At 66.8% G+C, this 23950-nt stretch carries 26 protein-coding genes and 1 rRNA gene; 17 read left to right on the top strand and 10 right to left on the bottom strand.

Annotated features, from left to right (window positions below):
- On the top strand, positions 1 to 375 hold a 375-nt coding region (locus M3I56_RS37180), incomplete at its 5' end, for a methyl-accepting chemotaxis protein (RefSeq protein ID WP_302057165.1).
- Between the two features lie 166 nt (positions 376 to 541).
- On the top strand, positions 542 to 979 hold the full coding sequence (locus M3I56_RS37185) for a hypothetical protein (protein ID WP_254358210.1): 438 nt from the start codon (positions 542 to 544) through the stop codon (positions 977 to 979).
- A 194-nt stretch (positions 980 to 1173) separates the two neighbouring features.
- Here the strand turns inward: M3I56_RS37185 and M3I56_RS37190 are convergent, their stop codons facing one another.
- On the bottom strand, positions 1174 to 1860 hold the full coding sequence (locus tag M3I56_RS37190; RefSeq protein WP_254358212.1) for an NADPH-dependent F420 reductase: 687 nt from the start codon (positions 1858 to 1860) through the stop codon (positions 1174 to 1176).
- Between the two features lie 103 nt (positions 1861 to 1963).
- Here M3I56_RS37190 and M3I56_RS37195 point away from each other — a divergent pair, with 103 nt between their 5' ends.
- Positions 1964 to 2950, top strand: coding sequence for a LysR family transcriptional regulator (locus M3I56_RS37195; protein WP_254358214.1), 987 nt, complete (start codon positions 1964 to 1966; stop codon positions 2948 to 2950).
- On the opposite strand, the gene M3I56_RS37200 is transcribed toward M3I56_RS37195, so the two are convergent.
- A complete protein-coding gene (locus tag M3I56_RS37200) occupies positions 2951 to 3784 on the bottom strand; it encodes an oxaloacetate decarboxylase (RefSeq protein WP_254358215.1) in 834 nt (277 codons plus the stop codon).
- Between the two features lie 302 nt (positions 3785 to 4086).
- Between M3I56_RS37200 and M3I56_RS37205 the strand changes: the two genes are divergently transcribed.
- Entirely contained in the window at positions 4087 to 5082 is a 996-nt protein-coding gene (locus tag M3I56_RS37205) for a LacI family DNA-binding transcriptional regulator (protein WP_254358218.1), read from the top strand.
- A gap of 6 nt (positions 5083 to 5088) precedes the next feature.
- Here the strand turns inward: M3I56_RS37205 and M3I56_RS37210 are convergent, their stop codons facing one another.
- Complete coding sequence (locus tag M3I56_RS37210) at positions 5089 to 5835, bottom strand: IclR family transcriptional regulator (protein WP_254358220.1); 747 nt, start codon at positions 5833 to 5835, stop codon at positions 5089 to 5091.
- Between the two features lie 199 nt (positions 5836 to 6034).
- On the opposite strand from M3I56_RS37210, the gene M3I56_RS37215 reads away from it, so the two are divergent.
- Complete coding sequence (locus tag M3I56_RS37215) at positions 6035 to 7222, top strand: pyridoxal phosphate-dependent aminotransferase (protein WP_254358222.1); 1188 nt, start codon at positions 6035 to 6037, stop codon at positions 7220 to 7222.
- Here M3I56_RS37215 and M3I56_RS37220 read toward each other — a convergent pair.
- From M3I56_RS37220 to M3I56_RS37230, 3 genes are all read right to left on the bottom strand, one after another.
- The gene (locus M3I56_RS37220) at positions 7219 to 7611 is read right to left on the bottom strand and encodes an NUDIX hydrolase (protein WP_254358223.1); all 393 of its coding nucleotides are present in this window, start codon (positions 7609 to 7611) and stop codon (positions 7219 to 7221) included. The genes M3I56_RS37215 and M3I56_RS37220 overlap by 4 nt on opposite strands.
- A 113-nt stretch (positions 7612 to 7724) precedes the next feature.
- On the bottom strand, positions 7725 to 7958 hold the full coding sequence (locus M3I56_RS37225) for a hypothetical protein (RefSeq protein WP_028202514.1): 234 nt from the start codon (positions 7956 to 7958) through the stop codon (positions 7725 to 7727).
- Between the two features lie 38 nt (positions 7959 to 7996).
- The gene (locus M3I56_RS37230) at positions 7997 to 8461 is read right to left on the bottom strand and encodes an Lrp/AsnC family transcriptional regulator (protein ID WP_028202513.1); all 465 of its coding nucleotides are present in this window, start codon (positions 8459 to 8461) and stop codon (positions 7997 to 7999) included.
- A 136-nt stretch (positions 8462 to 8597) separates the two neighbouring features.
- Here M3I56_RS37230 and M3I56_RS37235 point away from each other — a divergent pair, with 136 nt between their 5' ends.
- The gene (locus M3I56_RS37235; RefSeq protein ID WP_254358224.1) at positions 8598 to 9224 is read left to right on the top strand and encodes a LysE family translocator; all 627 of its coding nucleotides are present in this window, start codon (positions 8598 to 8600) and stop codon (positions 9222 to 9224) included.
- Positions 9225 to 9312: 88 nt separating this feature from the next.
- On the opposite strand, the gene M3I56_RS37240 is transcribed toward M3I56_RS37235, so the two are convergent.
- Positions 9313 to 9819 (bottom strand): DUF1993 family protein, encoded by a 507-nt coding sequence (locus M3I56_RS37240; protein ID WP_028202511.1) that lies wholly within the window; start codon positions 9817 to 9819, stop codon positions 9313 to 9315.
- A gap of 444 nt (positions 9820 to 10263) precedes the next feature.
- On the opposite strand from M3I56_RS37240, the gene M3I56_RS37245 reads away from it, so the two are divergent.
- Together M3I56_RS37245 and M3I56_RS37250 are read left to right on the top strand one after the other, a co-directional pair.
- A complete protein-coding gene (locus tag M3I56_RS37245) occupies positions 10264 to 10767 on the top strand; it encodes a hypothetical protein (RefSeq protein WP_375541862.1) in 504 nt (167 codons plus the stop codon).
- Positions 10768 to 11121: 354 nt separating this feature from the next.
- Complete coding sequence (locus tag M3I56_RS37250; protein ID WP_028202510.1) at positions 11122 to 11391, top strand: RNA-binding protein; 270 nt, start codon at positions 11122 to 11124, stop codon at positions 11389 to 11391.
- A gap of 17 nt (positions 11392 to 11408) precedes the next feature.
- On the opposite strand, the gene nadE is transcribed toward M3I56_RS37250, so the two are convergent.
- Complete coding sequence (gene nadE, locus M3I56_RS37255; protein WP_254358225.1) at positions 11409 to 12287, bottom strand: ammonia-dependent NAD(+) synthetase; 879 nt, start codon at positions 12285 to 12287, stop codon at positions 11409 to 11411.
- A gap of 155 nt (positions 12288 to 12442) precedes the next feature.
- On the opposite strand from nadE, the gene M3I56_RS37260 reads away from it, so the two are divergent.
- Positions 12443 to 13705: a L,D-transpeptidase gene (locus tag M3I56_RS37260; protein ID WP_375541863.1), complete on the top strand. Its 1263-nt coding sequence runs from the start codon at positions 12443 to 12445 to the stop codon at positions 13703 to 13705.
- A 48-nt stretch (positions 13706 to 13753) separates the two neighbouring features.
- Here M3I56_RS37260 and M3I56_RS37265 read toward each other — a convergent pair whose 3' ends face one another.
- Both M3I56_RS37265 and M3I56_RS37270 read right to left on the bottom strand, forming a co-directional pair.
- A complete protein-coding gene (locus tag M3I56_RS37265) occupies positions 13754 to 14668 on the bottom strand; it encodes a DMT family transporter (protein WP_254358233.1) in 915 nt (304 codons plus the stop codon).
- 202 nt (positions 14669 to 14870) lie between these two features.
- Positions 14871 to 16445 (bottom strand): AarF/ABC1/UbiB kinase family protein, encoded by a 1575-nt coding sequence (locus tag M3I56_RS37270; RefSeq protein ID WP_254358226.1) that lies wholly within the window; start codon positions 16443 to 16445, stop codon positions 14871 to 14873.
- A gap of 178 nt (positions 16446 to 16623) precedes the next feature.
- Between M3I56_RS37270 and M3I56_RS37275 the strand changes: the two genes are divergently transcribed.
- The 8 genes from M3I56_RS37275 to M3I56_RS37310 all read left to right on the top strand — a co-directional run.
- Positions 16624 to 17379: a DeoR/GlpR family DNA-binding transcription regulator gene (locus M3I56_RS37275; protein WP_028202504.1), complete on the top strand. Its 756-nt coding sequence runs from the start codon at positions 16624 to 16626 to the stop codon at positions 17377 to 17379.
- A 432-nt stretch (positions 17380 to 17811) separates the two neighbouring features.
- Positions 17812 to 18894 carry a 2-aminoethylphosphonate ABC transporter substrate-binding protein gene (gene phnS, locus M3I56_RS37280; protein WP_254358227.1) on the top strand — a complete coding sequence of 361 codons (1083 nt, stop codon included), beginning with the start codon at positions 17812 to 17814 and terminating at the stop codon, positions 18892 to 18894.
- Between the two features lie 78 nt (positions 18895 to 18972).
- A complete protein-coding gene (phnT, locus tag M3I56_RS37285; protein WP_375541864.1) occupies positions 18973 to 20082 on the top strand; it encodes a 2-aminoethylphosphonate ABC transport system ATP-binding subunit PhnT in 1110 nt (369 codons plus the stop codon).
- Complete coding sequence (locus M3I56_RS37290; protein WP_254358229.1) at positions 20060 to 20974, top strand: 2-aminoethylphosphonate ABC transporter permease subunit; 915 nt, start codon at positions 20060 to 20062, stop codon at positions 20972 to 20974. Before phnT ends, M3I56_RS37290 begins: the two co-directional genes overlap by 23 nt.
- A complete protein-coding gene (gene phnV / locus M3I56_RS37295) occupies positions 20964 to 21839 on the top strand; it encodes a 2-aminoethylphosphonate ABC transport system, membrane component PhnV (RefSeq protein ID WP_254358230.1) in 876 nt (291 codons plus the stop codon). The genes M3I56_RS37290 and phnV overlap by 11 nt, the downstream gene beginning before the upstream one ends.
- 157 nt (positions 21840 to 21996) lie before the next feature.
- Positions 21997 to 22608: a GntR family transcriptional regulator gene (locus M3I56_RS37300; protein ID WP_254358234.1), complete on the top strand. Its 612-nt coding sequence runs from the start codon at positions 21997 to 21999 to the stop codon at positions 22606 to 22608.
- A 73-nt stretch (positions 22609 to 22681) separates the two neighbouring features.
- Positions 22682 to 23236, top strand: coding sequence for a phosphonate degradation HD-domain oxygenase (locus M3I56_RS37305; RefSeq protein ID WP_028202499.1), 555 nt, complete (start codon positions 22682 to 22684; stop codon positions 23234 to 23236).
- Between the two features lie 524 nt (positions 23237 to 23760).
- Positions 23761 to 23950 (top strand): 16S ribosomal RNA (locus M3I56_RS37310); the annotation flags it as partial.

Below are 23950 nucleotides of genomic sequence, written 5' to 3' on the forward strand. Positions count from 1 at the left end.
GGGTTCGGGGTGGTGGCGGAGGAGGTCCGCACGCTGGCCCAGCGCAGCGCCTCGGCGGCGAAAGAAATCCGGGTGCTGATCGGCGAGTCGGTCGATCGCGCCCGCACGGGCAATGGTCTCGTCGAAAGCGCGGGCAACACGGTGGGCGAGGTGCTCGAAAGCGTCACGCGCCTGTCGACCATCGTTCACGAGATGGCGACGGCCTCCGGTGCGCAGCGCGCGGGCATCGACCAGATGGGCGAGAACATCGCCGGTATCGACGCGGCGATACGCGAAAACGCGGCGCATGTCGCCGACACGGTCGAGCAGGTCAGGCAGCAGCATCGCCAGACAGAGCTGCTCGCCAGCGCGGTCAAGGTGTTCCGGCTGGACTGAATGTCCTCGCGCGCGACTTAAGGGAGCGACCCTTCGGCGTGTGCGACAGTCCGTTCTGCCGGACCATTTTGTTACACCTCTTACGGCGCTTGGCCCATGGCGTTACAAAGCCCTTTCGCGTTGGCCGCTATACTCGGTTCCGTCTCAAAAACGTAAGAGAACAACTATGTCGAAGAAAATCATCCAGATAGTTGCCGTTGCTGCGCTGACTGCTGCGGCCTCGCTGCCGGCGCTGGCCGGCGATATGAACAACGCACTGGGTGGCGCGCTCGGCGGCGTCGCCGGCGCTGCCGTAGGTGGCGCCGTGGGCGGCAGCACCGGGGCGGTGATCGGGGGCGCGGTGGGCGGCGGCGCGGGTGGCGCGGTCACCTCGAATCGTCGCGAGCGCACGGGCGCCATCATCGGCGGCGCGCTCGGCGGCGGCGCGGGCACGGCGGCGGGCAACGCCATGGGCGGCCGCACGGGCGGCCTGATCGGCGCGGCAGTGGGCGGCGGCGCAGGCTCGGCGCTCGGCGGCAATATCTCGCGCTCGAACTCGTACGCCGACGACTATTCGCGCGGCTATCACGGCAAGCACCACAACAAGCACCGTCACTACGACTAAGCACAGCTTGCCAGGCGCAACGGCGACGCGCCGCTGCGCCTCGTTATTTCGCGCCGCCGCCTCCGGCGGCGCTCGCCGGGCCGTTCTGGCCCGCGCGGAACTTCCTCCCCTCTCGAGTTCGACCTCATCCGGGTGCCGGCGGCTTCGCGCTATTTGCTTCGGTATGCCAGGCAATTGCCCGGCTTCGGTGAGCGTCAATCCTGCCGCGGTTTGCGTCGCCATGAGCCATGCGGCAGCTCCTTGTCGCGCTCGGCCGCGGCGAGCGCGGCGCGCAGTTGCCTGTGGTTCAGTGCAATGCAGTAGGCAGGTTTTGCGCGCTCGAAGCGCCAGCTATCGGCAAGCGAACCCGCGTCGAGCGCGTCGAAATCGAGCTGTGCGTGCAACGCGGCCACGAGTGCCTTCGCCGCTTCGTCGTCTGCCGCGAGCGGTAGCGCGCGCCGTCCGCCTTCGACAGGCGGCCGCTCTTCGCGCGGCAGGTCGTACGCAAGAATCGCACTGAACGCCTTGACCACCCGTGCGCCACTGAGCTGCAGCGCAACGCGCTCGCTCGTGGCCTCGCGGTGTTCGTCGAACGCAGCAATGGCGCCGTCGCGTGCCGGATAGTAATTCATGGTGTCGATGACGACCTTACCGGTGAGTGCTTTGACCGGTATCTCGCCGAGCGCGGCCAGCGGCAGCGCCGCGATCACGATCTCGCCGAACGCCGCGGCCTGCTCCAGCGTGCCGATCCGGCAGCCCAGCGCCGCCGCTTCTCCCGCGCGCGCCTTCGGATCGCGCGACGAGAGCATCACCTCATGCCCCGCCTGCACGAGAAGTTTGCCCAGCGTCGAGCCGATCTCGCCCGCGCCGAGAATGCCGACAGCCAGTCGATGTTCGTTCATGGGAAGCCCCGTGGATTGCTATGGAGACCCCAGCGTAGCGCCGAAACTCCCATGCGATAATCGGACATCCGGGTGAAACACTTGAAATGGCGGGTTTCCAATCGTGGACAAATTGACCAGCATGACCGTGTTCGTGAAGACCGCCGAATCCGGTTCGTTTACGGCGGCGGCGCGCATGCTAGCGATGACGCCGCAGATGGCGGGCAAGCACGTCGACGCGTTGGAAAAGACGCTAGGCGTGCGCCTGTTGCAGCGCTCGACGCGCAAGCATGCGCTCACGGAAGCCGGCCGCGCCTATTTCGAAGCCTGCCGCCGCGTGCTCGAAGAGGCGGCCGCCGCTGAGGCCGTCGCACTCGCACAGACCGCCCACCCGCAAGGCACGCTGCGCGTGACGGCGCCCGTCGCGTTCGGCGCCTTCCGGCTTGCGCATGAAATCAAGGCCTTTCTCGCAGATTGCCCGGACGTGAAGGTCGATCTCGTCCTGAGCGACCGGCAGTTCGACCTCTTGCAGGACGGTTTCGATGTCGCGTTTCGCATCGGTGCGCTGCCCGACTCGCAACTGGTCGCGCGGCCGCTCGCGCCCTATCGGCTCGTGCCGTGCGCCGCGCCGGCTTATCTCGCCGCACACGGCACGCCGGCGCATCCGCGTGAACTCACGCGGCACGTGTGCCTCGATTACGCGTTCGACAGCTTTCCGGCGCCCCAAACGTGGATCTTCAAGGACGGCGACAGACAGATCGAAGTCGAGCCGCGCGGCCAGCTGCGCAGCAACGACACTCGCGCGCTGATCGCGGCGGCGGAGGCGGGCGTGGGAATCGTGCTGGCGGGCGAGCCGAACCTCGCGCCGTCGGTGGCGGCGGGGCGGCTCGTGCCGCTGCTCGAGGCGTATGCCGCGCCGGTGCGGCCGATGCATCTGCTTTACGCGGATCGCCGCGCGCAGGCCCCCAAGCAGCGCGCGTTCGTGGCGTGGGCGCTGGCGTGCTTTGGCGAGGCCGGCAGCGTCACCGGCCCGCGTGCACCGGCGTCGCCACGTGTTCATCGTTCGGTGCGCAAGCCGCGCGCGCCACGCACCATCACGCCCGCAGCGTAGTCAGGTCTGGCTACGGAAGGCGGCGTTGAGCGTCGCACCGGGGGCCGCGCCTTCGAAGCCGTCGAAACGCCCTTCATTGAGCCGTTGCGCCGCATGCATGAAAGCGCCCCACGCGGTGCGGGCGAGCGCGCCGCCCACGCTCACGCGGCGCACGCCGAGCGCGGCGAGATCGTCGAGCGTGAAGGCCGACTTCGCGCCGATCAACACGTTCACGGGCTTCGGCGCGACAGCGGTGACGACGGCCACGATCTGCTCGCGCGTCTGGATGCCGGGCGCATAGAGGCAATCCGCGCCCGCCTGCGCGTACGCCTGCAAGCGCGCGATGGCGTCGTCGAGGTTGGGCACGCCGGCCACAAAGTTCTCCGCGCGGCCAATGAGCACGGTGTCGCCGCCGCGCGCGTCGATGGCGCGGCGTGCCGCGCGCATGCGCTCGACGGCGATCTCGATCGGCAGCAGCGGCGCTGCGTCGTCGCCGGTCGAGTCTTCCACGGAAAGCCCGGCGACGCCGGTCTCGACGGCGAGGCCCACGCTTGCTTCGACGCCTGCGGGATCCGTGCCGAAGCCGCTTTCGAAGTCGGCGTTCACGGGCAGGTCGGTGGCCGCGACGATCTCGCGCAGGTGCGCGAGGATCGCGTCGCGCGGCAGGGTGTTGTCGGCATGCCCGCGCGACCATGCGAACCCGGAGCTGGTGGTCGCGAGCGCCTTGAAGCCGAGGCCCTGGAGATAGCGTGCGCTGCCCACGTCCCACGGATTCGGCAGCACGAAGCAACCGGCGGTGTGCAGTGCACGAAACTCGGCGCGTTTCTCGGCAATGGTGCGGGCGGGTCCTGACATGGCAAGTTTCCTCCTGGCTCGTGGGTGTGCGGCGGGGCGTCTGCGCGGGCGTGCGCATCCTCCGGCGCCGGTCACCGATTGTGACCGAATTCCTGGATTCCCGAATCCAACGGCGCTCGCTTGCGCAGCGATTTTGCACAAAGATAAGGATCGCGAATTAAATGAACGCCTATGAAGGCGATGGTATGCAACGGCGCGAAACGAGGAAAAGAACGGCGCAGCCGTTATGATATGCGTTCTTTTTATTTTGCCGTCCAGCCGCGATGTCCAAAACCAGCGCTCCGAAAGCCACGCCGCCCCGCATGTCCGATGTCGCTCGTCTCGCGGGCGTTTCGAAAATGACGGTGTCCCGCGTGATGGCGGGGCGCAGCGCGTCGGAGGCGACCCGCGAACGCGTGCAGCGCGCCATCGACGAGCTGGGCTACGTGGCCGATGCGGCGGCCGGCGCGCTTTCCTCAGGGCGCTCGTCGTTCGTCGCGGTGCTCGTGCCATCGCTTTCCAGCTCCAACTTCTCGGACACCGTGAGCGGCCTCACCGCGGTGCTTGAACCGCAAGGGCTCGAACTGCTGATCGGCGATACCGACTACTTCCTCGATCGCGAGGAGCGTCTCGTGCGCCAGATGCTGCGCCACCAGCCGCGCTGCATCGCGCTCACGGGCGCACAGCATACGGACGCCACGCGCACGCTGCTGCAGCGCTCGGGCGTACCGGTCGTCGAGATGTGGGATCTGCCCACGGAGCCGATCGACATGGCCGTGGGCTTTTCCAACGTGAGCGCCGCGCGCGAGATGGTGCGCTATCTCGCGGACAAGGGGCATAGCCGCATCGGCTTTCTAGGCGGCGCGGGCGACCTTGACCGGCGCGGTCTCGACCGGCTCAAGGGCTTTCAGATGGAAATGAAGGCGCTCGGGCTCGAAAGGCACCGCGTCGTGCAACTCGGCGACTCGCCGGTCACGATGAGCCACGGCGCGCCCGCCATGGCCGAGCTGCTCGAGCGCTGGCCCGACACGCAGGCCGTGATGTGTGTGAGCGACATGTCGGCGTTCGGCGCGATCATGGAGTGCCAGCGGCGCGGCGTCAGCGTGCCCCGTGATATGGCGGTTGCTGGCTTCGGCAACTTCGAGATCGCGGCGTGCTGCCATCCGGCGATCACCACGATTTCGGTCGATGCCTACGGCATTGGCCAGCGCACGGGCGAGGCGATCGTCGCCGCCCTCGCGGCAGTGGACGGCGCGGGCGCGTCGCATCCCGTGAAAACACGCATTCAGTACACCGTCGTGCCGCGCGCGAGCGCTTGAGCCTCTTCAAAGCCCCTTGGCGATACGCTGCGCCATCTCGACCACCGCGATGGCGAGCCGCTTTTCGCGGCGAGCGTCGAGCCGCTCCAGCGGCAGGCTCGCGCTGACCGCCACACGCTTGCCAAGCGCCGTCACGCCGACGAACGCCGCGAAGCACGCGATGCCCGCCGTCACTTCTTCCCGCTCGTGCGCGAGGCCGGAGCGGCGTATCGCGGCGAGCGCCGCTATGAGGTCCTGCTTGCGCGTGATGGTGTTGGCCGTCACAGCGGGAAGCTGACGCGGCAGGATGGCGTTGACCTCATCATCGGAAAGGCTGGCGAGCAGCGCCTTGCCCAGCGCGCTGCAGTGCGCCGGTAGCCGCGAGCCGAGATCGGAGATGAGACGCACGGGCCGCGCGGGGTCCTCGCGCGCGAGATACACGACCTCCGCGCCGTCCAGCACCGCAAGCTGAACCACTTCGTTATGCGTCGCGACGAAAACGGTCGCTTCCTGGCGGAACACTTCCTGGAGCCGATCGTGCCGCACGTAAGTGCTGCCTAGCTCGAACAACGTGAGGCCGACGATATAGCCGTCGGTGCGCTTTTCGATCCAGCGCCGGCGCTCGAGCGAGTCGAGCATGAGATAGAGCGTGCTGCGCGAGAGGCCAGTGGCCTGCGCGATTGCCGCTGCTCGCATCGGGCCTTGAGCGTGCGCGAGCAGGTCGAGAATATCGTGTATGCGCCGGAGCGCCGGAACTTCATAGGGTGAGGACATGGAGCCGCGCGGCGGGTTTGCCGACCAAAAGATCATCCAACAGGCTGGAAATACTAACACCACGTTGGATACGCGTATGAGCGCATCGACATTTCTCAGTGGCATCGTTCCTTGGTATCGTTGCACACACGAATCAACGGAAACGGTTTGAACGCCACGGCGCGCGAGGCGCGCCGTGTGTTCGGGAGAGTCGCGAAAGATGAAGTATTCGAATCTGGTCGAGCGGTTGCAGGGCCGTCGCACGACGGCGTGGGAGATCCATCACGCAGCGGTGCAGGCCGCGGCGCGTGGCGAGGACGTGATCGTGCTGAGCGTGGGCGACCCCGACTTCGGCACGCCCGCGCCCATCGTCGAGCGCGCCGTGGCCGCGCTGCGCGAGGGCGATACGCACTACTCGGCCATCATGGGCCGCGAGCCGCTGCGCGAGGCAATTGCGCGCGAGCATGCTCAGCAGAGCGGGCGCGCGGTCGGCGCGCAGAACGTGATTCTCTGCGCGGGCGCGCAGAACGGCTTGTTCGCATCGTCGCTCTGTTTGCTGGAGGCCGGCGACGAAGTGCTCGTGCCCGAGCCGATGTACCTCACCTACGAGGCCGCGATCCGAGCGTCGGGCGCGACGCTCGTGCCGGTGCCCGTCGATCCCGAGAACGGCTTTCATCTCGACTGCGACGCGCTCGATGCCGCCGTCACGCCGCGCACGCGCGCGATCTTTTTCGCGACTCCGTGCAACCCCACCGGCGCGGTGATGCCGCGCGCGCACCTCGAACGCGTCGCGCAACTGGCGAAGCGGCACGACCTGTGGGTGCTCTCCGACGAGGTCTACGCTGACCTCACGTTCGAGCGCGAGCACGTGAGCATCGCCGCGCTCGACGGCATGGCTGAGCGCACGGTCACGCTCGGCAGTCTCTCGAAGTCGCATGCCATGCTGGGCTGGCGCCTGGGCTGGGTGATTGCGCCGGAAACGATGATTGCGCATCTGGCGCGGCTCGCGCTCTGCATGCTCTACGGGCTGCCCGGTTTCATTCAGGAGGCGGCGATCACGGCGCTCGACAACCGCGCGCCGATCGTCGCGCAGATGCGCGAGATCTATCGCCGCCGGCGCGACATCGTCTACGAGCGGCTGGCGGGCGTGCCGGGTCTCAAGTGCCTGTTGCCGGAAGCGGGCATGTTCATGATGATCGACATCCGCGGCACGGGCCTCGACACGCAGGCGTTCACCTGGCAGCTGTTCGAGGCGCAGAAGGTTTCCGTGCTCGACGCAAGCGCGTTCGGCGAGACCGCGAACGGCTATGTGCGGCTGGGTTTCGTCGTGGACGAAGCGAGGCTCGTCGAGGCCTGCGAGCGCATCGCGGCGTTTGTCCGGGAGCGCGCCGCGGCCGCGACGCGCTAGCGGGTCTCGAAGTAGAGGCGGGTGGGCTCGAACAGATCGGCGGGCAATGCATCCCGCGTGAACCACGCCCACCGCGCGCACTTGTCGGGCTCCGCGACGACTGGCGTGCCCGGCGCGGCGGCCTCGACGAACAGCGTCACATGACGCACGTGGCCGGCTTCGAGCCAGCCGCTGGCCCAGCCGGCGGCTTGCGCCTCGATCATTTCCAGGCCGGTTTCCTCACGCAGCTCGCGTGCGGCCGCGGCGAGCGGATCCTCACCGGAGTCGACCTTGCCGCCGGGGAACGCCCACGTGTCGCGTCCCCATGCGCTTTTGCGCAGGCCGAGCAGCCACGCGTCGCCGTTGCGTACGACGACGCCCACGCCGAGCACGGTGACGAGAGCGTTCATGTCATCAGTCATGCTTTGTCGATTTTGATCTGGAATCCGAATCAATGGCGAAGCCGATCGCAGGCTGCACGCCGCTCTGCCTTTGCGGGGGCGCGCAGCAAAAGCGGGCAGGCTCAGCGTTCGCCGTCGAAGAGATCGTTGAGCATCTCGTCGAAGGCGGCCTGGGCGTCTTCCAGTTCCTGGAGCGCCATGTCGAAGGTCTGCAGCGCGAACTGCGTCGGCTTGCCATCGCCTTCCGGCGGAAACTGCGACTGCAGCGAGGTGAACGCCGACTTGACGCGTTGGGTCGCGGCCAGTACGCGGTCCATGGCGGCGGCTTCTTCGGCTCGTGCCTGTTCTGGGGTCATCGAAAACTCCGTTCTTACGTGAATGGGGTTGGGTGCGTTCAGGGCAGGGGCAGTCCGCCCTCGGCTTTCACTTCGCGCAGCGACAGCGCCGATTCGACCGAGGTGACACCGGGCAAGCTGCGCAAGTGGTCGCGCATGAAGGTGCCGTAGTCGTCGAGATCGCGGGCTACCACCTGCAAAATATAGTCGGCCGTGCCGGATACGTTGTGGCACGACAGAATGCGCTCGATCGCCAGCACCTCGCGCTCGAAGCGGTCGGCCAGCGCGCGGTCGTGCACGGCGAAGCGCACCGAGACGAATCCCACCACGCCATAGCCGAGCGCGCGGCGCGAGAGCACGGCCCGGTAACGCTCGATATAGCCGTCCTGTTCGAGGCGCTTGAGGCGCCGCGCGCACGGCGTTTCGCTCAGGCCCACCGTTTCGGCGAGCCGTGCGTTCGGCATGCGCCCGTCGGTTTGCAGCGCGCCGAGTATCGCCCGGTCGAGTTTGTCGAGGTCGCTCATGGCGGTTAGGGGAGTTCTGGTGCGAGTTCGGGAATCTTAGCGTATTCCGCCAATCTATGGCTAAAGTGGTATGAAAATCGCCATAAATCGCTCTGCGTGTAGCGGCAAGATAGAGCCTCTTTCACGCGAGGCCAACATGATTTCCGCCCACCTGCTGTTGATGTTCATTGTCGCCCTGATTATCGTCTGCGCGCTGCCCGGCGCCGACATGGCGCTCGTGATGCAGACCAGCATGAGCCGCGGCACGCGCAGCGGCTTCGCGGCGGCCTGCGGCCTGGGACTCGCGCGCGCGACCCACGTGACGCTTTCGGCCTGCGGTCTCGCGGCCTTGCTGCGCAACGCGCCGTGGCTTTATGAGGTCGTGCGCTACGTGGGGGCGGCGTATCTCACGTGGATCGCCGTGCAGATCTTCCGCGCGCCGGCGTTCGCGATGCCCGAGCAGGAGGGCGTGGCCGTAGCGCGGCCGCTGCGCGCCGATTTCGCCAAGGGCCTGCTCACGAACCTGCTGAACCCGAAGGCGCTGCTGTTCTGCTCGGTGCTGCTGCCGCAGTTCATCCGGCCCGAGGCGGGCTCGGTCTGGCTGCAGGTGTCGGTGCTGGGCGTGCTGCTGGTTGCCGTATGCGCGCTCTTCGACGTGATCTACGTGCTGGGCGCCGCGCGCATCGCCGTGTGGTTGCGCGGCCATCCGCTGGCGCAGACGGTCCAGAAGTGGGCGTTTTCGTCCGCGTTGATCGGCTTCGCGCTGCGGCTCTCGCTCGATTAACGCCGCTGCCGGGAACGACCGTTGCGAGAAGGCGCGCGGCGCGCAAGGCGCCGCACGCTTTTTTATTGCTTGCGTTTAGCGGCTCGCGTTAGCGCCCGCCAAGATAGTCGAGCTTGCCCAGCTCCACGCCGTTGTGACGCAGGATGTCGTAGGCCGTGGTGACATGGAAGAAGAAGTTGGGCAGCACGAAGCCCAGCAGATAGCTCTGGCCCGTGAACTCGATCGGGCCGCTGCGCATCTTGAGCGTAATGCTGCGCGCTTCCGTGCCGTCGATCTGCTCCGGCTTGAACCCGTTCAGATAGTCGATGGTCTTCTGGATACGGGCATGCAGTTCGTCGAAGGTGACCTCGACGTCCTCGAATTTCGGGGCCTCCACACCGGCGAGCCGCGCGGCGCAGCCCTTTGCGGTGTCTGTGGCGATGTGGATCTGACGCAGGAGCGGCAGCATGTCGGGGAAGAGCCGCGCGCCCGTCAGCGCGGTGGGGTCGATCTGCTTTTCCGCCGCGTGCGCCTGCGCCTTGCCGATGATGTTTTGCAGATTGGTGAGGCCGCGCACGAGCACGGGCACCGATGCTTGATACATGGAAATGGACATGGGGTTTCCTCGTTTCTTCGAATGCGCGCGATGCGCTCCGCTCTGGAGCTGACCGGGCGGCCCATTATGCGCTATCGCGTCGCGTGCTGCCATCGGCCAAACGGCCAGCATCGGCGCGATGGCCAGGCATTTCTCCGGGCGCATAAATTACCTGGGATTACAAAGCAAAAATTCCTTGTGAAACCTTGAGGTTGCGAGTGCTCGCGGCGAGGCAGTGCGGGCCGCCACGCGATGTGCGCAACAGCATGCCTGCAGGCCGATGTGCGCAATTGCCCTGACAATATTTGATTGTGGTTTAATAGCCCGGCACCAACCATCCATTCCGCATCGTGCAGCACGATGCGCTCAACCATGAACGCAGAAAAGGCAGCAATACGCCGCATCGCGCGCCGCATGGCAGAAGGCATTGTTTGTCGCACTGGCGCGCCGCGGTGGCGCGCGCGAGTGTTGCGCGTTTCGCTGCTGGCGCTCGCTACGGGCAGCGCGGCGCAGGCCGCATTCGCGCAAGATCCACGGCTGCTCGATACGCGCGTCACGCAGGAGTCGGTGACGGACACGATCTGCCGTCCGGGCTACGCCGATACGGTGGCGCGGCCGTTCGACGAGACCATGGCGCTGAAGGACCGCATGCTCGCGGCGCGCGGCATCGACGCCGACGACGGCGTGGGCTACGCGCTCGACCGGCACGTGCCGATCGTCCTCGGCGGGTCGCCGGACGCCACGGCCAACTTCGACCTGATTCCCTGGGGCGGTCACGCCGGCGAGCGCCGCAAGTCGCTGCTCACGGTGCGCCTGAAGCGCTGCGTGTGCGCGGGGCGCATGACGCTTTCCCAGGCGCAGGCTGCGATCTCCGGCAACTGGGTGCACCAGTACGATCGCCTCACCCGCATGGACTGCGGCGGGTCGGCCGACGAGACGACCTCGGCAAGCCGCGACGACGGGTCCTGAAGCGCAGTTTCGCGCGCGCCTTTCCTCCCTCGGGCACGCTGATTGCGGACCGGATCACACATGCGCAGCAGGCAATCAGGCGGCAATCGGTTAGCCGTCTGCCGCCAGACAATATGCCGCAGCGCACCGCTCAGCAAATGCGACTATGCTGACATTCATCAACACAAGGGAGTCACAATAATGCTCACGTCCAGTCTTTTGTTACTTGGCGTCGCTGCCGTGCTCGGCCAGGTGGCGTGGACCCGTACCCGCGCTCGCGCGAGCCTTCAGCCCGTACGCGTACGCGCGACGCAACCCCGCCGGTTCCGCTGAGCGCTGCACGTCGACTCCGAATACCCCGCGAGGTAGGCCGTCATGCACCTGACCGTCTGGAATGTTCCCGAAACCTGCAGCGAGCAGGATGTGCGCAGCTTTTTCGAGCGCGAACTCGGCAAGTACGCCAAGGGCATCACCGTTTATGACGCGGGCACGCCAAACGCGCACGCGGACCTCGAACTCGATTCCGAAGTGCCCTACGTGGCCGACGCCGTGGCGCGCGAACTTCAGTCCCGCCGCCTCGCGGGCGTCGCGCTGAGGGTGAGCGCGCCGCCGTTCGACGACGAGGAGCCGCCGCAACGCAGCTGAGCCGTTCGCGCCGCGTTTCAGCGGCCGTCGTCGGCGGTGTCGTACGGTGTATAGGGCAGTGCCCGCTTGTGGCGCGTCGACTCGTAAAAGCGAAAGATCGTCTCGTACGCGCGTTCGCTCACCGGTTTGCCTTCCAGAAAGTCGTCGATCTCGTCATAGCCGATCCCGTAGGCGTCTTCGTCAGGATGCAGCGGGCGCAACGTCTCCAGATCCGCAGTGGGCGTTTTCTCCACCAGCGTAGCCGGAGCGCCCAGTGCCCGCGCGAGCGCGCGCACGCGCCGCTTGTTCAGGCCCGCGAGCGGCAGCACGTCGGCGCCGCCGTCGCCGAACTTCGTGAAAAAGCCCATTAGCGATTCCGCCGCGTGATCCGTGCCGATCACCAGTCCCGCTCGCGCACCGGCCACCGCGTACTGCGCGATCATCCGCTCGCGCGCCTTGATGTTGCCGTGAACCATGTCCTGCGCGCTCTCGTCGGCGAAGGCGAGGCCGCTCACCGTGAGCGAGGCGAGCATCGCGTCGGCGGCGGGGCGCACGTCGACGGTCAGGATTTCGTCCGCGGCGATAAAGGCGAGCGCGGCGGCGGCGTCCGCTTCGTCGCGCTGGGTGCCGTAGGGCAGACGCATCGCGATGAAACGTGCCGCCGTCTGGCCCTGCGCGCGCAGGCTTTCCACGCTCAGCTGCGCGAGGCGCCCCGCCGTTGCGGAGTCGATGCCGCCGCTGATGCCCAGCACGAGCGTCTGCAGCCCGCTCGCCTGCAGGCGCTGCCCGAGAAAGCGCACTCGCTGCCCGATTTCGGCTTGGGCGTCAAAGCGCCCGGCGACGTTCAGCTCGGCGCTGATGCGTCGCTGGCGGGCGAGGCGGTTGGCTTCGGGGTTGGCGTCCGGTCTGGTGGGCATGGGCGGTTCCTCAATCTGGCTGCGCACGCGACATAGGCGCGCAGTCTGCGTTGTCTGGTCTAATGTCGGGTGGTCGTGGTGCTGTCAGCGACGCCGCAGGGACGGCGCCCGACGTATCCGACTTCAGACAAGACGCACAATCGGCCGGACTCACGATGAACGACAAATTTTCGCGGCGCATGGGCGCTTGCGTACGCGGTGGCGTCCGGGGCGACGCCCCGAAACTTCCCCATCATAGAGCGCGGTGGTCGGGCGCGCCGGCGCGCCGCGCAATAGTCGCCGCACTCTGCAGCTGGTTTTACGCTTCGTGGGCGGCAAGCGCCGCTTACGCCTCCGACGCCGCGACGGCTTCCGGCGCGCATGTTGCCTCGGGCGCCGTGCGCAGCGCGCCGGTGCAGGCGGCGTCGAAGCCGGCCGCGTCGGGCGCATCCGCTGCATCGGCCGCTCGGCCGGTTGCCAAAGCGGCTTCGGCGGCTTCCGCTGCTTCTGTGCCCGCGCCTGCTTCGGCGGCTTCGAGCGCTTCGAGTGCGTCTGCCGCTTCGTCGGCGCAGCCGGCTTCCGCGGCCTCGGCCGAGTTGGCCGCCTCCGCGCCTCCCGCGCTCGTGCTCCCCATTCACCGGATGCTCACGCCGGAGGAGGCCGCCGAGGCAACCCGCGGCGCACTCGAAATGCGCAAGCGCTTCGCGCGCAACGTCAACCGGCGCCTGCATGTGCCGCTGGCCGAGCAGCGCGCCTACGGCCAACGTCTCCAGGCCTCGCTGGAAGAGAAGAACCTCGGCGCGCTGGCGGGCGAGTTCGTCATCCTCGTCGATCGCAGCGCGAATGTGCAGGCGCTCTTCATCTACTTCCGGGCCATGCCCGACGAGCCGTGGCTCATGATTGGCGCGTCGCCGGTCGCGACCGGACGCCCCGGCGAGTTCGACCACTTCCTCACGCCGCTCGGCGTGTTCGAGCACACGCCGCTGAACATGGACTTCCGCGCGGAAGGCACCATGAACCAGAACAACATCCGCGGCTATGGCCGACGCGACATGCGCATCTACGACTTCGGCTGGGTGGACGGCGAACGCGGCTGGGGCAAGGGCGGCTATTCGCAGATGCGCTTCCAGATGCATGCCACCGACCCTGACCGCCTCGAGCCGCTGCTTGGCATCCGCCACTCCAAGGGCTGCGTGCGGATTCCCGCGACGCTCAACGCGTTCATCGACCACTACGGCATCATCGACGCCGAATACCAGGCGCTGGTCGACGAGGGCAAGTCGCTCTGGGTCCTCCACTCGGACCGCGAGATCACGCCGTGGGCGGGCCGCTTTGTCGTCGTGGTCGATTCGGAGCGCAAGACGCGTCCGGCGTGGTCGCCCGCACCCGGTGGCAAGGCGCGCGCGAAGGTGCCGGCCGGCGCCGACACCGCCGACTGAGCGCGCGATCCGGCGAGGGCGCGCCAGCGCGTGCGCAGGCGCTACGCGCTACGCGCGCCGCGCGAGTAGCACGCCCGCGAGCGCGACGCCGAAGCCCGCCATCTGCACGGGCGTGAGTGTTTCGCCGAACAGCAGCCAGCTTTCGAGCGCCGCGAGCGGCGGCGCGAGAAAGAGCAGCGCCGTGGCGCGGGCGGCGTCGCCGTGGCGCACCATCCACACGAGCAGCGTCACGCCCGCGCCCGAGAGCATCGCAATGCCCCACGCCAGCGAGAACCACAGGGTCGGCGTTGAGATCCAGCGCGTCTCGCCGAGCACGAGCGCGAGCACGGCGGCGACGATGGCTGCGCCCAGGTTCTGCACGGCGCTCGCGCTGCGAATGTCGGCTTGCGCGAGCGAAGTCTTCTGGTAAAGCGTGCCCGCCGTGATCGATCCGACCGACACCACCGCGACCACCACCACGAGCAGCGGATTCGCGTGAGCGTGCGTGTGCGCAGTCGCGGCAGCGGCGTCCGTGATTGCGCCGCCGCCGGCGTGCATGGCGGCGTACAACTTCGGGCTCAGCACGAGCACGACGCCCGCGAGGCCGAGCGACATGCCGGTCCAGCGCCGCGGCGGCAGGCGCTCGCCGAACGTGCGTGCCGCGATGGCAGCCGTCAGGAGCGGTTGGAGCGCGCCGAGGAGCGCCATCACGCCCGCGCTCAAGCCCTGCGCGACCGCCCAGTAGCCCGCGCCTAGATAGACGCCCTGCAGGAGCGCGCCGGCGAAGAGATGCTTGCCGATTTCGCGTCCGCGCGGCCAGGGCGCGCGCATCGCCAGCGCGACGATTGTGAACAGCGCCGCCGTGCCTGCGAAGCGCGCGAGCAGGAACAGGTTGGGATCGGCATAGGGCGCGATGGCGCGCGCGACGACGAAACCCGTCGACCACAGGACGACGAAAAAGGTGGGGGCGAAGGTGGCGAGCATCGGTGTCGAAGAGGGCGCGCGCTGACGCTGCGCGTGGAAAAACACGAAAGGCTCGGAGTATCGCGCGACGTGCAGGTTGCGGTCTTGTTCAGGACTGCACTGGCCCGGACGTGCGCCGCTCGATGATAAGACGCAACTAACCGCCTAGCCCGTGCCGCGCCAGCTAATGCAGACATCACGAAGCCGGAAACGCTTGCAGCGGCTAGCTTCCAAACAACACCGCAGTCATGCCGATCAAGCCGCCACAGACCGCACAGGCGAGCAGCAGCGCGCGCGTGCGCCGATGTTCGCGGCGCCAGGCGTCGAGCAACGCGGCCTGCTGCGCGGCTTGTCCCGCAGCGGGACCGAGTCCGCCCTTCGCGTGGTGCTCGAGGAAGTGGAACACCATCTGCGGCACGCGCGGTGCGATTTGCGCGAGGTGGGGCAACTCCTGCGAGAGTCGCCGGATCCAGCCGCGGTGGCCGAGATCTTGCCGCGCGATATCGGCGAGCGTGTGTCGCGCGATGCCCCACGCATCGACGCCGGGATGAATCGAGCGGGCCAGCTGCTCGGCCTGGCCGAATGCGCGCTGCGCGGCCACGAGGCGCGGCGAGACTTCGCCCCCGAACGGCTGCACCGAATGCAGCAGATGATGGAACAGCGCCCCTGCGCTGCGCTCGTCGGTGTCGCTCGCGAAATGCGCTTCGCTGCGCGTGCGCAATTCGGCCTCGATCTGTTCGGTGCGTGCATGCGTGGGCACATGACCCGCCATGTGATGCAGCGTGGCGAGCCGGCCGTAGTCCTGTTCGAACAACGCGGTCGCGCCGTGCACGAAGAATTCGCGTTCAGGCGAAGAAAGGCTCGTCATCAGCGCGGCGCCCGCGAGCACGAGGCGGCCGCGCGTCTCGGGTTCGACGCTCACCGCGACCCGGCTGGCGTCGAGGGCCGCATGGAAGAACCCGTGCTCGAACGCCTGGCGCGTGACCACTTCGATCAGATGGGCCGCCACCTGCGTGACGTTGATGTGGTGCTCGGCAAGCCCGGCGATATCGGTCGCGCGCACGGTGTCGATGTGCTGCACGGCGATCGTCTGAGGGGTGCAGAGGTCCCAGAACACGTCGGGCACGACGATGCGCGGGTCATCGCCGAGCTGATGGCCGCTCTGACTCAGGTTCGCGGCCTGGGCGCGCAGGTCGAAGCGGCGGTGCAGATCGTCGCGCAGCGCCTGCGCGAGCGTGTGCAGCTGCAGCTTGCGCGCGGCGCGTGAAAAGCGCTCTATCCAGCGGGCCACGGCGCACAGCAGCGCGGCGTCGTCGTCGACTTCCTGGACCTGTTTTGCGCGCAGCACGCGCAGCGTGATCGTCTGGTGGCCGTTCACCGGCAGCGCGAGCCGCGCAAGGTGTGTCTGCTCGCACCAGCCGTTGTGGGCCGGCTTGGGGTCGATCCACGTGAACACCGTTGCGGGCGGTTTGCCGAGCGCGGCCCGCAGCGTGGTGTCGAGCGTCTCGCCCGCAAGGGGTTCTTCGAAATGCTCGATGGCGTCGATCGCGTCGTGCAAGGTCGCGCCCGCAAGTTCGGGGCGCGTGGCGAGCGTTTGCGCGAAGGCCGCGGCGAGCGGTGCGAGACGCGGCAGCGAACCATGCAGGCGCGAGGCGAGACGCGGGTCGCCGTGCAGGTTCGAGGCGAGCGTGAGGAACCAGTGCAGCTTGTGATGCTCGGGCGCGGCGAGCCAGATCAGCCTGAAGCCATAACGCAGTGCACAAAACAGCAGACGCAGTTGACGAAGTCGTGAACGCATGAATTCCAATGGTCATCGCATGAGCGCGCGGTCTCCACGAGATTAGCAGGGATGCGCCCGCGATGGCAGGGCGGGCTCGTTCTGCGCATGCGTAATACAATACGGCGGCTTTTCCGGATTCACGTCGGACTCACTTCATTACCCGCGTTTTTTCCACGCAGGACCCGCGCCCATCGAGATGCTCGCAGAACAACGTCACCAATACATCCTCTCGCAAGTGAACCGGACGGGCGCGCTTTCCGTGGCGGATCTCGTGCGCGAACTGCGCGTCTCGCGCGAGACGATCCGGCGCGACCTCAATACGCTCGCGGAGCGCGGGCTGCTCGTCACGACTCACGGCGGCGCGCTCTCGAGCGATCGCCGCGAGCCCGATCTCGACGTGCGCGAAGCCGCCAACGCGAGCGCCAAGCGCGCGATCGGCGAACGCGCGGCGGAGTTCGTGCCCGACGGCGCCTCGGTCATCATCGATTCCGGCAGCACCACGCATGCGCTCGCGCGCGCACTCACGGACCGCCATCGGCTCACGGTCTATACCAACGACTGGCGCATCGCGCTGTTGCTCGGCCGCCGCAACGAAAACCGCGTCACGCTGCTGGGCGGCGAGCTGTCCGACCACGAGGAGGCGACCTTCGGCCTCGACACCGTGCAGCAACTCGCGCAGTACCACGCCGATTTCGCGTTCGTCGGCGCGGGCGGCATTACTGCCGACGGCTGGCTCACCGACTATTCGCGCATGGTCGCCGAGGTGCGCAGCCGCATGCTCGCGGCCACGGCCTGCGCGATCGTCGTCGCCGACCATTCGAAGTTCGGGCGCGTCACGCCCGTGCGCATCAACGGTTTCGAGCAGGCGCGCTACGTCATCACCGAGCTTGCGCCCGAAAAGAGCGTCGCGCGCGCGATTACGGCGCGCGGGCCCGAACTCGTCATCGCCTGAGTCTTCCTGCGGCGTGGCGCTCCGCGCGCTGCGTTTGCCCGTCTCCACGTCTGCATGGCTGCCGTCAACACCGCTGCCGGCGGAATCATCACGCGTATGTGGCTTGTCGAATATTGGCGAATTGTGGAATTTTTTGACAAACGCCACACTCGTCATGCGCGTGTCATCAAAACCTGTGATTCTTGCGGGGCCCGTCCAGATGGGCCGGTAAGCGAGGCGAGCGGCAATTCCGCGGCTTCGCCGGGCCGGTCGGTTCAGATGGAAAGCGTCGGATTGTAGACAATCTGCAATCCACGACGCGAGACCATCATCAGACGGGCAATGACAGGCGGCGCAGTCCGCCGAAGTTCGGATTGTTCAGCCCAGTTCGATCCATTCAATCACAAACGCATCGGGTATCCCGAGCATCTGGTTTTGCCTTCGGAGAGTGACATGAACCACACGAATTCCCATCGCGCGGGTTTTGCACGCAAGCTGCTGCCGATCGCGGCCGCCGCAGCGCTGCTGGGCGCAGCAGCGAGCGCGCATGCCGCCGACGCCGTCGTGCTGTACACGGCCGACGGCCTCGAAAATCTCTACAAGGACGTGCTGCCGGCCTTCGAGAAGAAGGAAGGCGTCAAGGTCAACATCGTGACGGCGGGCAGCGGCGAAGTGGTGAACCGCGCGAACGTCGAGAAAGACTCGCCGAAGGCCGACGTGATCGTCACGCTGCCGCCGTTCATCCAGACGGCGCAGCAAAGCGGCCTGCTCCAGCCGTACCAGAGCGTGAACTACAAGAACGTGCCGGCCATCGCGAAGGCGACCGACGGTTCGTGGGCGACGTTCGTGAACAACTACTTCTCGTTCGCGATCAATCCCGATGTCGTGAAGAACGAGCCGAAGACGTTTGCTGACCTGCTGCACCCGGACTACTCGGGCAAGGTCGCGTACTCGAACCCGGCCACGGCTGGCGACGGCATGGCCGTGATCATCCTCACGACCTCGCTGATGGGCGAAGACAAGGCGTTCGACTACCTCAAGAAGCTCGAGCAGAGCGCGAAGTTCCACACCAAGGGCACGGGCTACCTCGACGTGCTGCTCTCGCGTAACGAAATCTCGGTGGCCAACGGCGACCTGCAGATGGATCTCGACGACGCTGCCAACGGCGGCCTCTCGCTCAAGCCGATCTTCCTGGCGGCCGACGCTGGCGGTCATCCCACGACGTTCCAGCTGCCGTACGCAATCGGCCTGATCAAGAACGGCCCGAACCAGGCTGAAGGCAAGAAGCTGATCGACTACCTGATGTCGACGGACGTACAGTCGAAAGTGCCGGACATCTTCGGTATTCCGGGCCGCACGGACGTGGCGCTCACGGGTAAGAACGGCGAAGCCGTCAAGCAGGCCATCCAGGGCGTGAAGCTGATTCCGGTGGACTGGAACCAGGTGATGGCGAAGAAGGCCGACTGGACGACGCGCTGGAAGAACGAAGTGATCGGCTCGTCGGGCAAGCAGCTCGAAGTCGTGAAGCCGAAGTAAGCAACTGTACCTGCAACTTTGTATGGGACCAGAGTAAGGCGCCAAAGCGCCAACTCTGGCCGACAGGAGATGAACCCGGTGAATACCGCAAGCCTCGCGCCGGCCGGCATGGCCCGCGCGCTGCCGGATGTGTCCGGACTGACTGACGCCACGGACGCCTCCGGCGCCGCGGGCGTGCAGATCGACCACCTGAGCGTGCGCTTCGGCGCGCGCACTGTCCTCGACGATCTGTCGCTCACGATCCGCCGCGGCGAACTGTTGACCGTGCTGGGCCGCAGCGGCTGCGGCAAGACGACCTTACTGCGTTTCATCGCCGGGTTCATCGAAGCCGATGGACTCGCGGGCTCGCTCACCGTGGCGGGCCGCGACCTGACCCATGTGCCGCCGCATCAGCGCAACCTGGGTCTGCTGTTCCAGAGCTATGCGCTCTTCCCGCATCTCTCGGTGTTCGAGAACGTCGCGTTCGGGCTGAAGGCGCGCCGCGTGCCGTCGCGCGACATCGCGCGGCGCGTGGCCGACGCGCTCAAGCTCGTGCAACTCGGCGACGCGGGGCACATCGTGCCCGCGCAGCTCTCGGGCGGTATGCAGCAGCGCGTGGCGCTCGCGCGTGCGCTCGTGATCGAGCCGGATGTGCTCCTGCTCGACGAGCCGCTCTCGGCGCTCGACGCCAATCTGCGCGCTTCGGTGCGCTCCGAATTGAAGGCGCTGCACGAACGCCTGCCCGATCTCACGATCGTCTGCGTGACGCACGATCAGGACGACGCGCTCGTACTCTCCGACCGCACGCTGCTGATGCGCGACGGCCACATCGCACAGCTCGGCACGCCGCAGGAACTCTACGACTCGCCCAACGACGCCTACGTGGCCCGTTATCTCGGCGCGGCGAACCTGCTGCCGCCGAACGTCGCGTTCCCGGTGGGCGACGCGCGCCACGACGTGCGCGACAAGCTCGCCTGCCTGCGCCCCGAAAGCCTGCGTGTGGTGCCGCTCGGCGAAGGCTCGCTGCACGGCACGATCGAATCGGTCGAGTGGTATGGCTCGGTGCTCTCGGTGCCGGTGCTGCTCGACGCGATGCCGAACGAACCGGTGCTCGTCACCATGCAGCGCGGCCACGGCATGACGCCGGCGAAAGGCATGCGTGTGTCCCTGCGTTACGAGGCTGACGATGTCGTCCTTATCAACCCCTGATTCCGCCCTGGCTCTGCCCAGCGCCGACGCACACGCGGCCGCCGTGCGCCGCCGCGAACGACGCGCGCAATGGCATATCGCGTTTCTGCTCGTGTTCGTGCTCGGGCCGCTCGTGGTCTATCCGCTCGTGCGTCTCGTGCTGCTGAGCCTTTCGGGCGCGCATGGCTTGAGCTTCCACGCGTACGAGACGTTCTTCGGCAATCCCGATTCGCGCGGCGTGATCGTCACGACGCTGTGGATCCTGTTCCTGAGCGCGGGTCTGGCTTCCGTGCTTGGCGTCGCGCTCGCCGCGCTACTGTTCTTCAAACCGTTTCCGGGCGCGCAACTCGTCACGCGTTTTCTGGAACTGTTCGTGGCGTTCCCGTCGTTCCTCGTCGCGTTCACGCTGATTTTTCTGTACGGCTCGCAGGGCTCCGTGAGCATCGGGCTGCAACGGCTCTTTCATTTGCAGGCGCCGCCGCTCGACTTCCTGTTCGGCATCGGCGGCGTGGTGCTCGCGGAAGTGGTGTTCTACGCGCCGTTCGTCGTGCGCCCGACGCTCGCCGCGTTCGCGCTGCTCGACATGCGCCTGATTGAAGCCGCACGCAGTCTCGGCGCGAACAGCCGGATGGTCGCGCTGCGCGTGATCCTGCCGCTCGCGTGGCCGGGTATCGCGGCGGGCACGATCCTGTGCTTTCTGCTGACGTTCAACGAGTTCGGCATTCTGCTCGTGCTCGGCAGCGCGCACCTCATCACGCTGCCGGTGGCGATCTACAGTTCGGCCACGGTCGATCTCGATCTGCCGACAGCCGCCGCAGGCGCCGTGGTCATGCTCGCGATGTCGCTTTCCCTGTATGCGCTGTATCGGCGCGTGAATCGCCGCAGTCATGGAGGGGCGCGCAATGTCAACTAATCCCGTCGCCGGTTCCGACCGTATCGCGCTGCCGCCGAAGCATCTTCGTGCGCGGCCTGTCGAGCGCAGCCTCATCTCGCGCGTTGCCAGCGCGGCACTGCTTGGCTTCGCGGCGCTGCTGTGCTTCTGGCTTTTCGTGTTGCCGGTGATCGTCGTCGCGTTGTCGAGCGTCGCGTCGCACTGGTCGGGCACGATCTTGCCCGACGGTTTCAGCACGCGCTGGTTCGAACGCCTCGGCTCGAGCGACTTCGATGCGCTCGCAACGAGTCTCGAAGTCGGCTTCGGCGTGGCGGTGCTCGGCACGGCGCTCGGTCTGTGGCTCGCACTCGCGCTCGAAGGGCGCGACCGGCGCGGTCTGGGCGCGGTCGTCGATACGCTCGCGATGGTGCCCAACGGCGTGCCGAGCGTGGTGCTCGGGCTCGCGGTGTTGATCGCATATCACAAGGCGCCTGTGGATCTGTCGAGTTCGGCTGCGATCGTCGTATTCGTGCAGCTCGCGCTTGTGTTGCCGTTTTGCTATCGATGCGCTTCGGCCGCGCTGCGTCCCGAGCTGACCGTGCTGCGCGAAGCGGCAGCAAGTCTCGGTGCGCCGCCTTCGATGGTGCTGCGCCGCGTGGTGCTGCCGCAGCTCGTGCCGGCCATCCGCGCGAGTCTCGCGCTGGGCTTCGCACTGTCGCTCGGCGAACTGGGTGCGACGCTCACGGTGTATCCGCCGGGCTTTGCGACGGTGCCGATCGTCGTGGTGGGCGCCGTCGAGCGCGGTTACTATCTGCCGGCTTCGGCGCTCTCGCTGGTCCTGTTGCTCGTCTCGCTGGCGGCGCTGGTGCTGATCGCGTCACGTGTGCCGCGCCGGCGGGCGAACTGAGCGGATGGATGCCATGCGGTTCGATGCGCCGCAGGCGCGCAACAGACGGACAAGGCAGGACATGCCAGATTCGATGAGCGAAGCGCGCGCGAGTAGCGGCAACGCGGGCGATCCTGATCGCGACCCTCAGACATTGTCCGACACGACGCCGCTTGCCATGGTGCGCCAGCACTCGCTCACTGCGCTGGTGCGCGACGAGATCGAGCGACGCATCGCGGCCGGCATGCTCGCCCCCGGCGACAAGCTCAACGAAGCCGACTGGGCGGCTCGCCTGGCGGTCTCGCGCGGACCCGTGCGCGAAGCGTTTCGCGCGCTGGAGCAGGCCGGCCTCGTGCGCAACGAGAAACATCGGGGTGTGTTCGTGCGCAGCGTCGGCGCGGCTGAGGCCCAGGAACTTGGCGTAGTGTGCGCAGCTTTATGCGAAGCGGCGTGCCGGATGCTGGCGCCGCGCATCGACGCGGCCCAGGTCGCCGAGTTGCGCGAGCACCTCAACGCGATGCGCGACGCGGCAGTCGTCGAGAAGGGCGAGGCTTTTCTGCAAGCGCGCGACGCGTTTCGCGCGTCGCTCTTCGCCTCGGCTGGCAATGCCAGGCTGCGCGAGACCTATGAGAGGACCGTAAGCGAATTGCGGCTCTCGTCGCGGCGTGCGGCGCCGGCGCACAGCGCAATGGATGCATCGTATGCGGGGCATCGGGCGCTGTTGAGCGCGCTCGCGTCGCGCGACGCCGACGAATCGGCCAGGCGCATGCGCGAGTCCTGCGGCGACTGAGAGCAGAAGGAACGATGGGCGGCGCCCCGGTGTGGGCCGTCGCCGTATTCACGTCATAGAGGAGTTGAAGAAGATGGCACTGAGCCTCGCGGATATTCGTGAGCTGTTCGAGACGTACGGCGCCCTGGGCTATAGCGGCGAGCCCGTCACGCAACTGGAGCACGCGCTGCAAAGCGGCGCGCTGGCAGAAGAAGACGGCGCGACCGAAGAGCTGACCGCCGCGGCGTTCCTGCATGATCTGGGTCACCTGCTCAACCGTCAGGGCGAAACGCCGACCGAACGCGGCATCGACGATCTACACCAGTACTATGCGCTGCCGTTCCTGCGGCCCGTGTTGCCCGATAGCGTGCTGGAACCGATCCGTTTGCACGTCGATGCGAAGCGCTACCTCTGCGCCGTCGATGAAGCGTATTTCGGCTGCCTCTCCGCAGACTCGGTGCGCAGCCTCGAATTGCAGGGTGGCATCTTCAATGCCGATGAGGCGCGCGATTTCGCTGCGCGCCCCCACGCCGAAGACGCGGTGCGCCTGCGCCGCTGGGACGATCTCGCGAAGGTGGCCGGCAAGCCGACGCCGGATCTCGACCACTATCTGCAGCTCGTCGAACGCGTTATGCAACGCCACGTTTGAGGCGATTGCGCTCACGCGTTTTTCCGAATTTCACGCGAGTCAAAAAACCGCTTGCAAGATGTCACCTGCGTGACTAAAATTCCGGTCTTTCGCGCTTTCGATGAAGGCGCGGGGAGACGGGAAGCCCAGGCGGAAGCCTTGTGGCGACTGGGTCTGCGGGTGATTCGAAGTGAAGCGGCAGGTTGAACGAAGTAAAAAAACCTGTTGACGGATCGCCAGACAGTCTTCATAATCTCGTTTCTCTGCTGCTGACGCAGCAACGCAGAAAGAAGCCGGTAGTCAAGCAGTTGTCTGAACGAAACTGCGCGGCACTTTCGCGATCGATCTTTAAAAATTTACAGCCGATAAGTGTGGGCGCTTGATGCGGTGGCGACCTGATATGGTTCTTCGGAGCGATATCGGGAGCAGCAAAAGTATCAAGAGTCTCACGCTAAAGTAAGTCAGGTTTTTGAATTTATTCAGATACCTGTCAGCTTTGAGTGAGCGACCGGTCTCGAGAGAGACCGAAAACAGTAACAGGTATTGAACTGAAGAGTTTGATCCTGGCTCAGATTGAACGCTGGCGGCATGCCTTACACATGCAAGTCGAACGGCAGCGCGGGAGCAATCCTGGCGGCGAGTGGCGAACGGGTGAGTAATACATCGGAACATGTCCAGTAGTGGGGGATAGCCCGGCGAAAGCCGGATTAATACCGCATACGATCCATGGATGAA

This window comes from Paraburkholderia sp. CNPSo 3281 (genome assembly GCF_024206515.1).
GTDB lineage: Bacteria > Pseudomonadota > Gammaproteobacteria > Burkholderiales > Burkholderiaceae > Paraburkholderia > Paraburkholderia nodosa.

Coding starts and splice junctions, on each gene's coding strand:
- M3I56_RS37240 (WP_028202511.1), bottom strand. CDS start 9,819: ATGTCCATTTCCATGTATCAAGCATCGGTGCCCGTGCTCGTGCGCGGC.
- M3I56_RS37220 (WP_254358223.1), bottom strand. CDS start 7,611: ATGAACGCTCTCGTCACCGTGCTCGGCGTGGGCGTCGTCGTACGCAAC.
- M3I56_RS37270 (WP_254358226.1), bottom strand. CDS start 16,445: ATGCGTTCACGACTTCGTCAACTGCGTCTGCTGTTTTGTGCACTGCGT.
- M3I56_RS37275 (WP_028202504.1), top strand. CDS start 16,624: ATGCTCGCAGAACAACGTCACCAATACATCCTCTCGCAAGTGAACCGG.
- M3I56_RS37215 (WP_254358222.1), top strand. CDS start 6,035: ATGAAGTATTCGAATCTGGTCGAGCGGTTGCAGGGCCGTCGCACGACG.
- M3I56_RS37305 (WP_028202499.1), top strand. CDS start 22,682: ATGGCACTGAGCCTCGCGGATATTCGTGAGCTGTTCGAGACGTACGGC.
- phnS (WP_254358227.1), top strand. CDS start 17,812: ATGAACCACACGAATTCCCATCGCGCGGGTTTTGCACGCAAGCTGCTG.
- M3I56_RS37210 (WP_254358220.1), bottom strand. CDS start 5,835: ATGTCCTCACCCTATGAAGTTCCGGCGCTCCGGCGCATACACGATATT.
- M3I56_RS37250 (WP_028202510.1), top strand. CDS start 11,122: ATGCACCTGACCGTCTGGAATGTTCCCGAAACCTGCAGCGAGCAGGAT.
- M3I56_RS37290 (WP_254358229.1), top strand. CDS start 20,060: ATGTCGTCCTTATCAACCCCTGATTCCGCCCTGGCTCTGCCCAGCGCC.
- phnV (WP_254358230.1), top strand. CDS start 20,964: ATGTCAACTAATCCCGTCGCCGGTTCCGACCGTATCGCGCTGCCGCCG.
- M3I56_RS37265 (WP_254358233.1), bottom strand. CDS start 14,668: ATGCTCGCCACCTTCGCCCCCACCTTTTTCGTCGTCCTGTGGTCGACG.
- M3I56_RS37185 (WP_254358210.1), top strand. CDS start 542: ATGTCGAAGAAAATCATCCAGATAGTTGCCGTTGCTGCGCTGACTGCT.
- M3I56_RS37205 (WP_254358218.1), top strand. CDS start 4,087: ATGTCCGATGTCGCTCGTCTCGCGGGCGTTTCGAAAATGACGGTGTCC.
- nadE (WP_254358225.1), bottom strand. CDS start 12,287: ATGCCCACCAGACCGGACGCCAACCCCGAAGCCAACCGCCTCGCCCGC.
- M3I56_RS37235 (WP_254358224.1), top strand. CDS start 8,598: ATGATTTCCGCCCACCTGCTGTTGATGTTCATTGTCGCCCTGATTATC.
- M3I56_RS37230 (WP_028202513.1), bottom strand. CDS start 8,461: ATGAGCGACCTCGACAAACTCGACCGGGCGATACTCGGCGCGCTGCAA.
- M3I56_RS37225 (WP_028202514.1), bottom strand. CDS start 7,958: ATGACCCCAGAACAGGCACGAGCCGAAGAAGCCGCCGCCATGGACCGC.
- M3I56_RS37190 (WP_254358212.1), bottom strand. CDS start 1,860: ATGAACGAACATCGACTGGCTGTCGGCATTCTCGGCGCGGGCGAGATC.
- M3I56_RS37300 (WP_254358234.1), top strand. CDS start 21,997: ATGGTGCGCCAGCACTCGCTCACTGCGCTGGTGCGCGACGAGATCGAG.
- M3I56_RS37200 (WP_254358215.1), bottom strand. CDS start 3,784: ATGTCAGGACCCGCCCGCACCATTGCCGAGAAACGCGCCGAGTTTCGT.
- M3I56_RS37260 (WP_375541863.1), top strand. CDS start 12,443: ATGAACGACAAATTTTCGCGGCGCATGGGCGCTTGCGTACGCGGTGGC.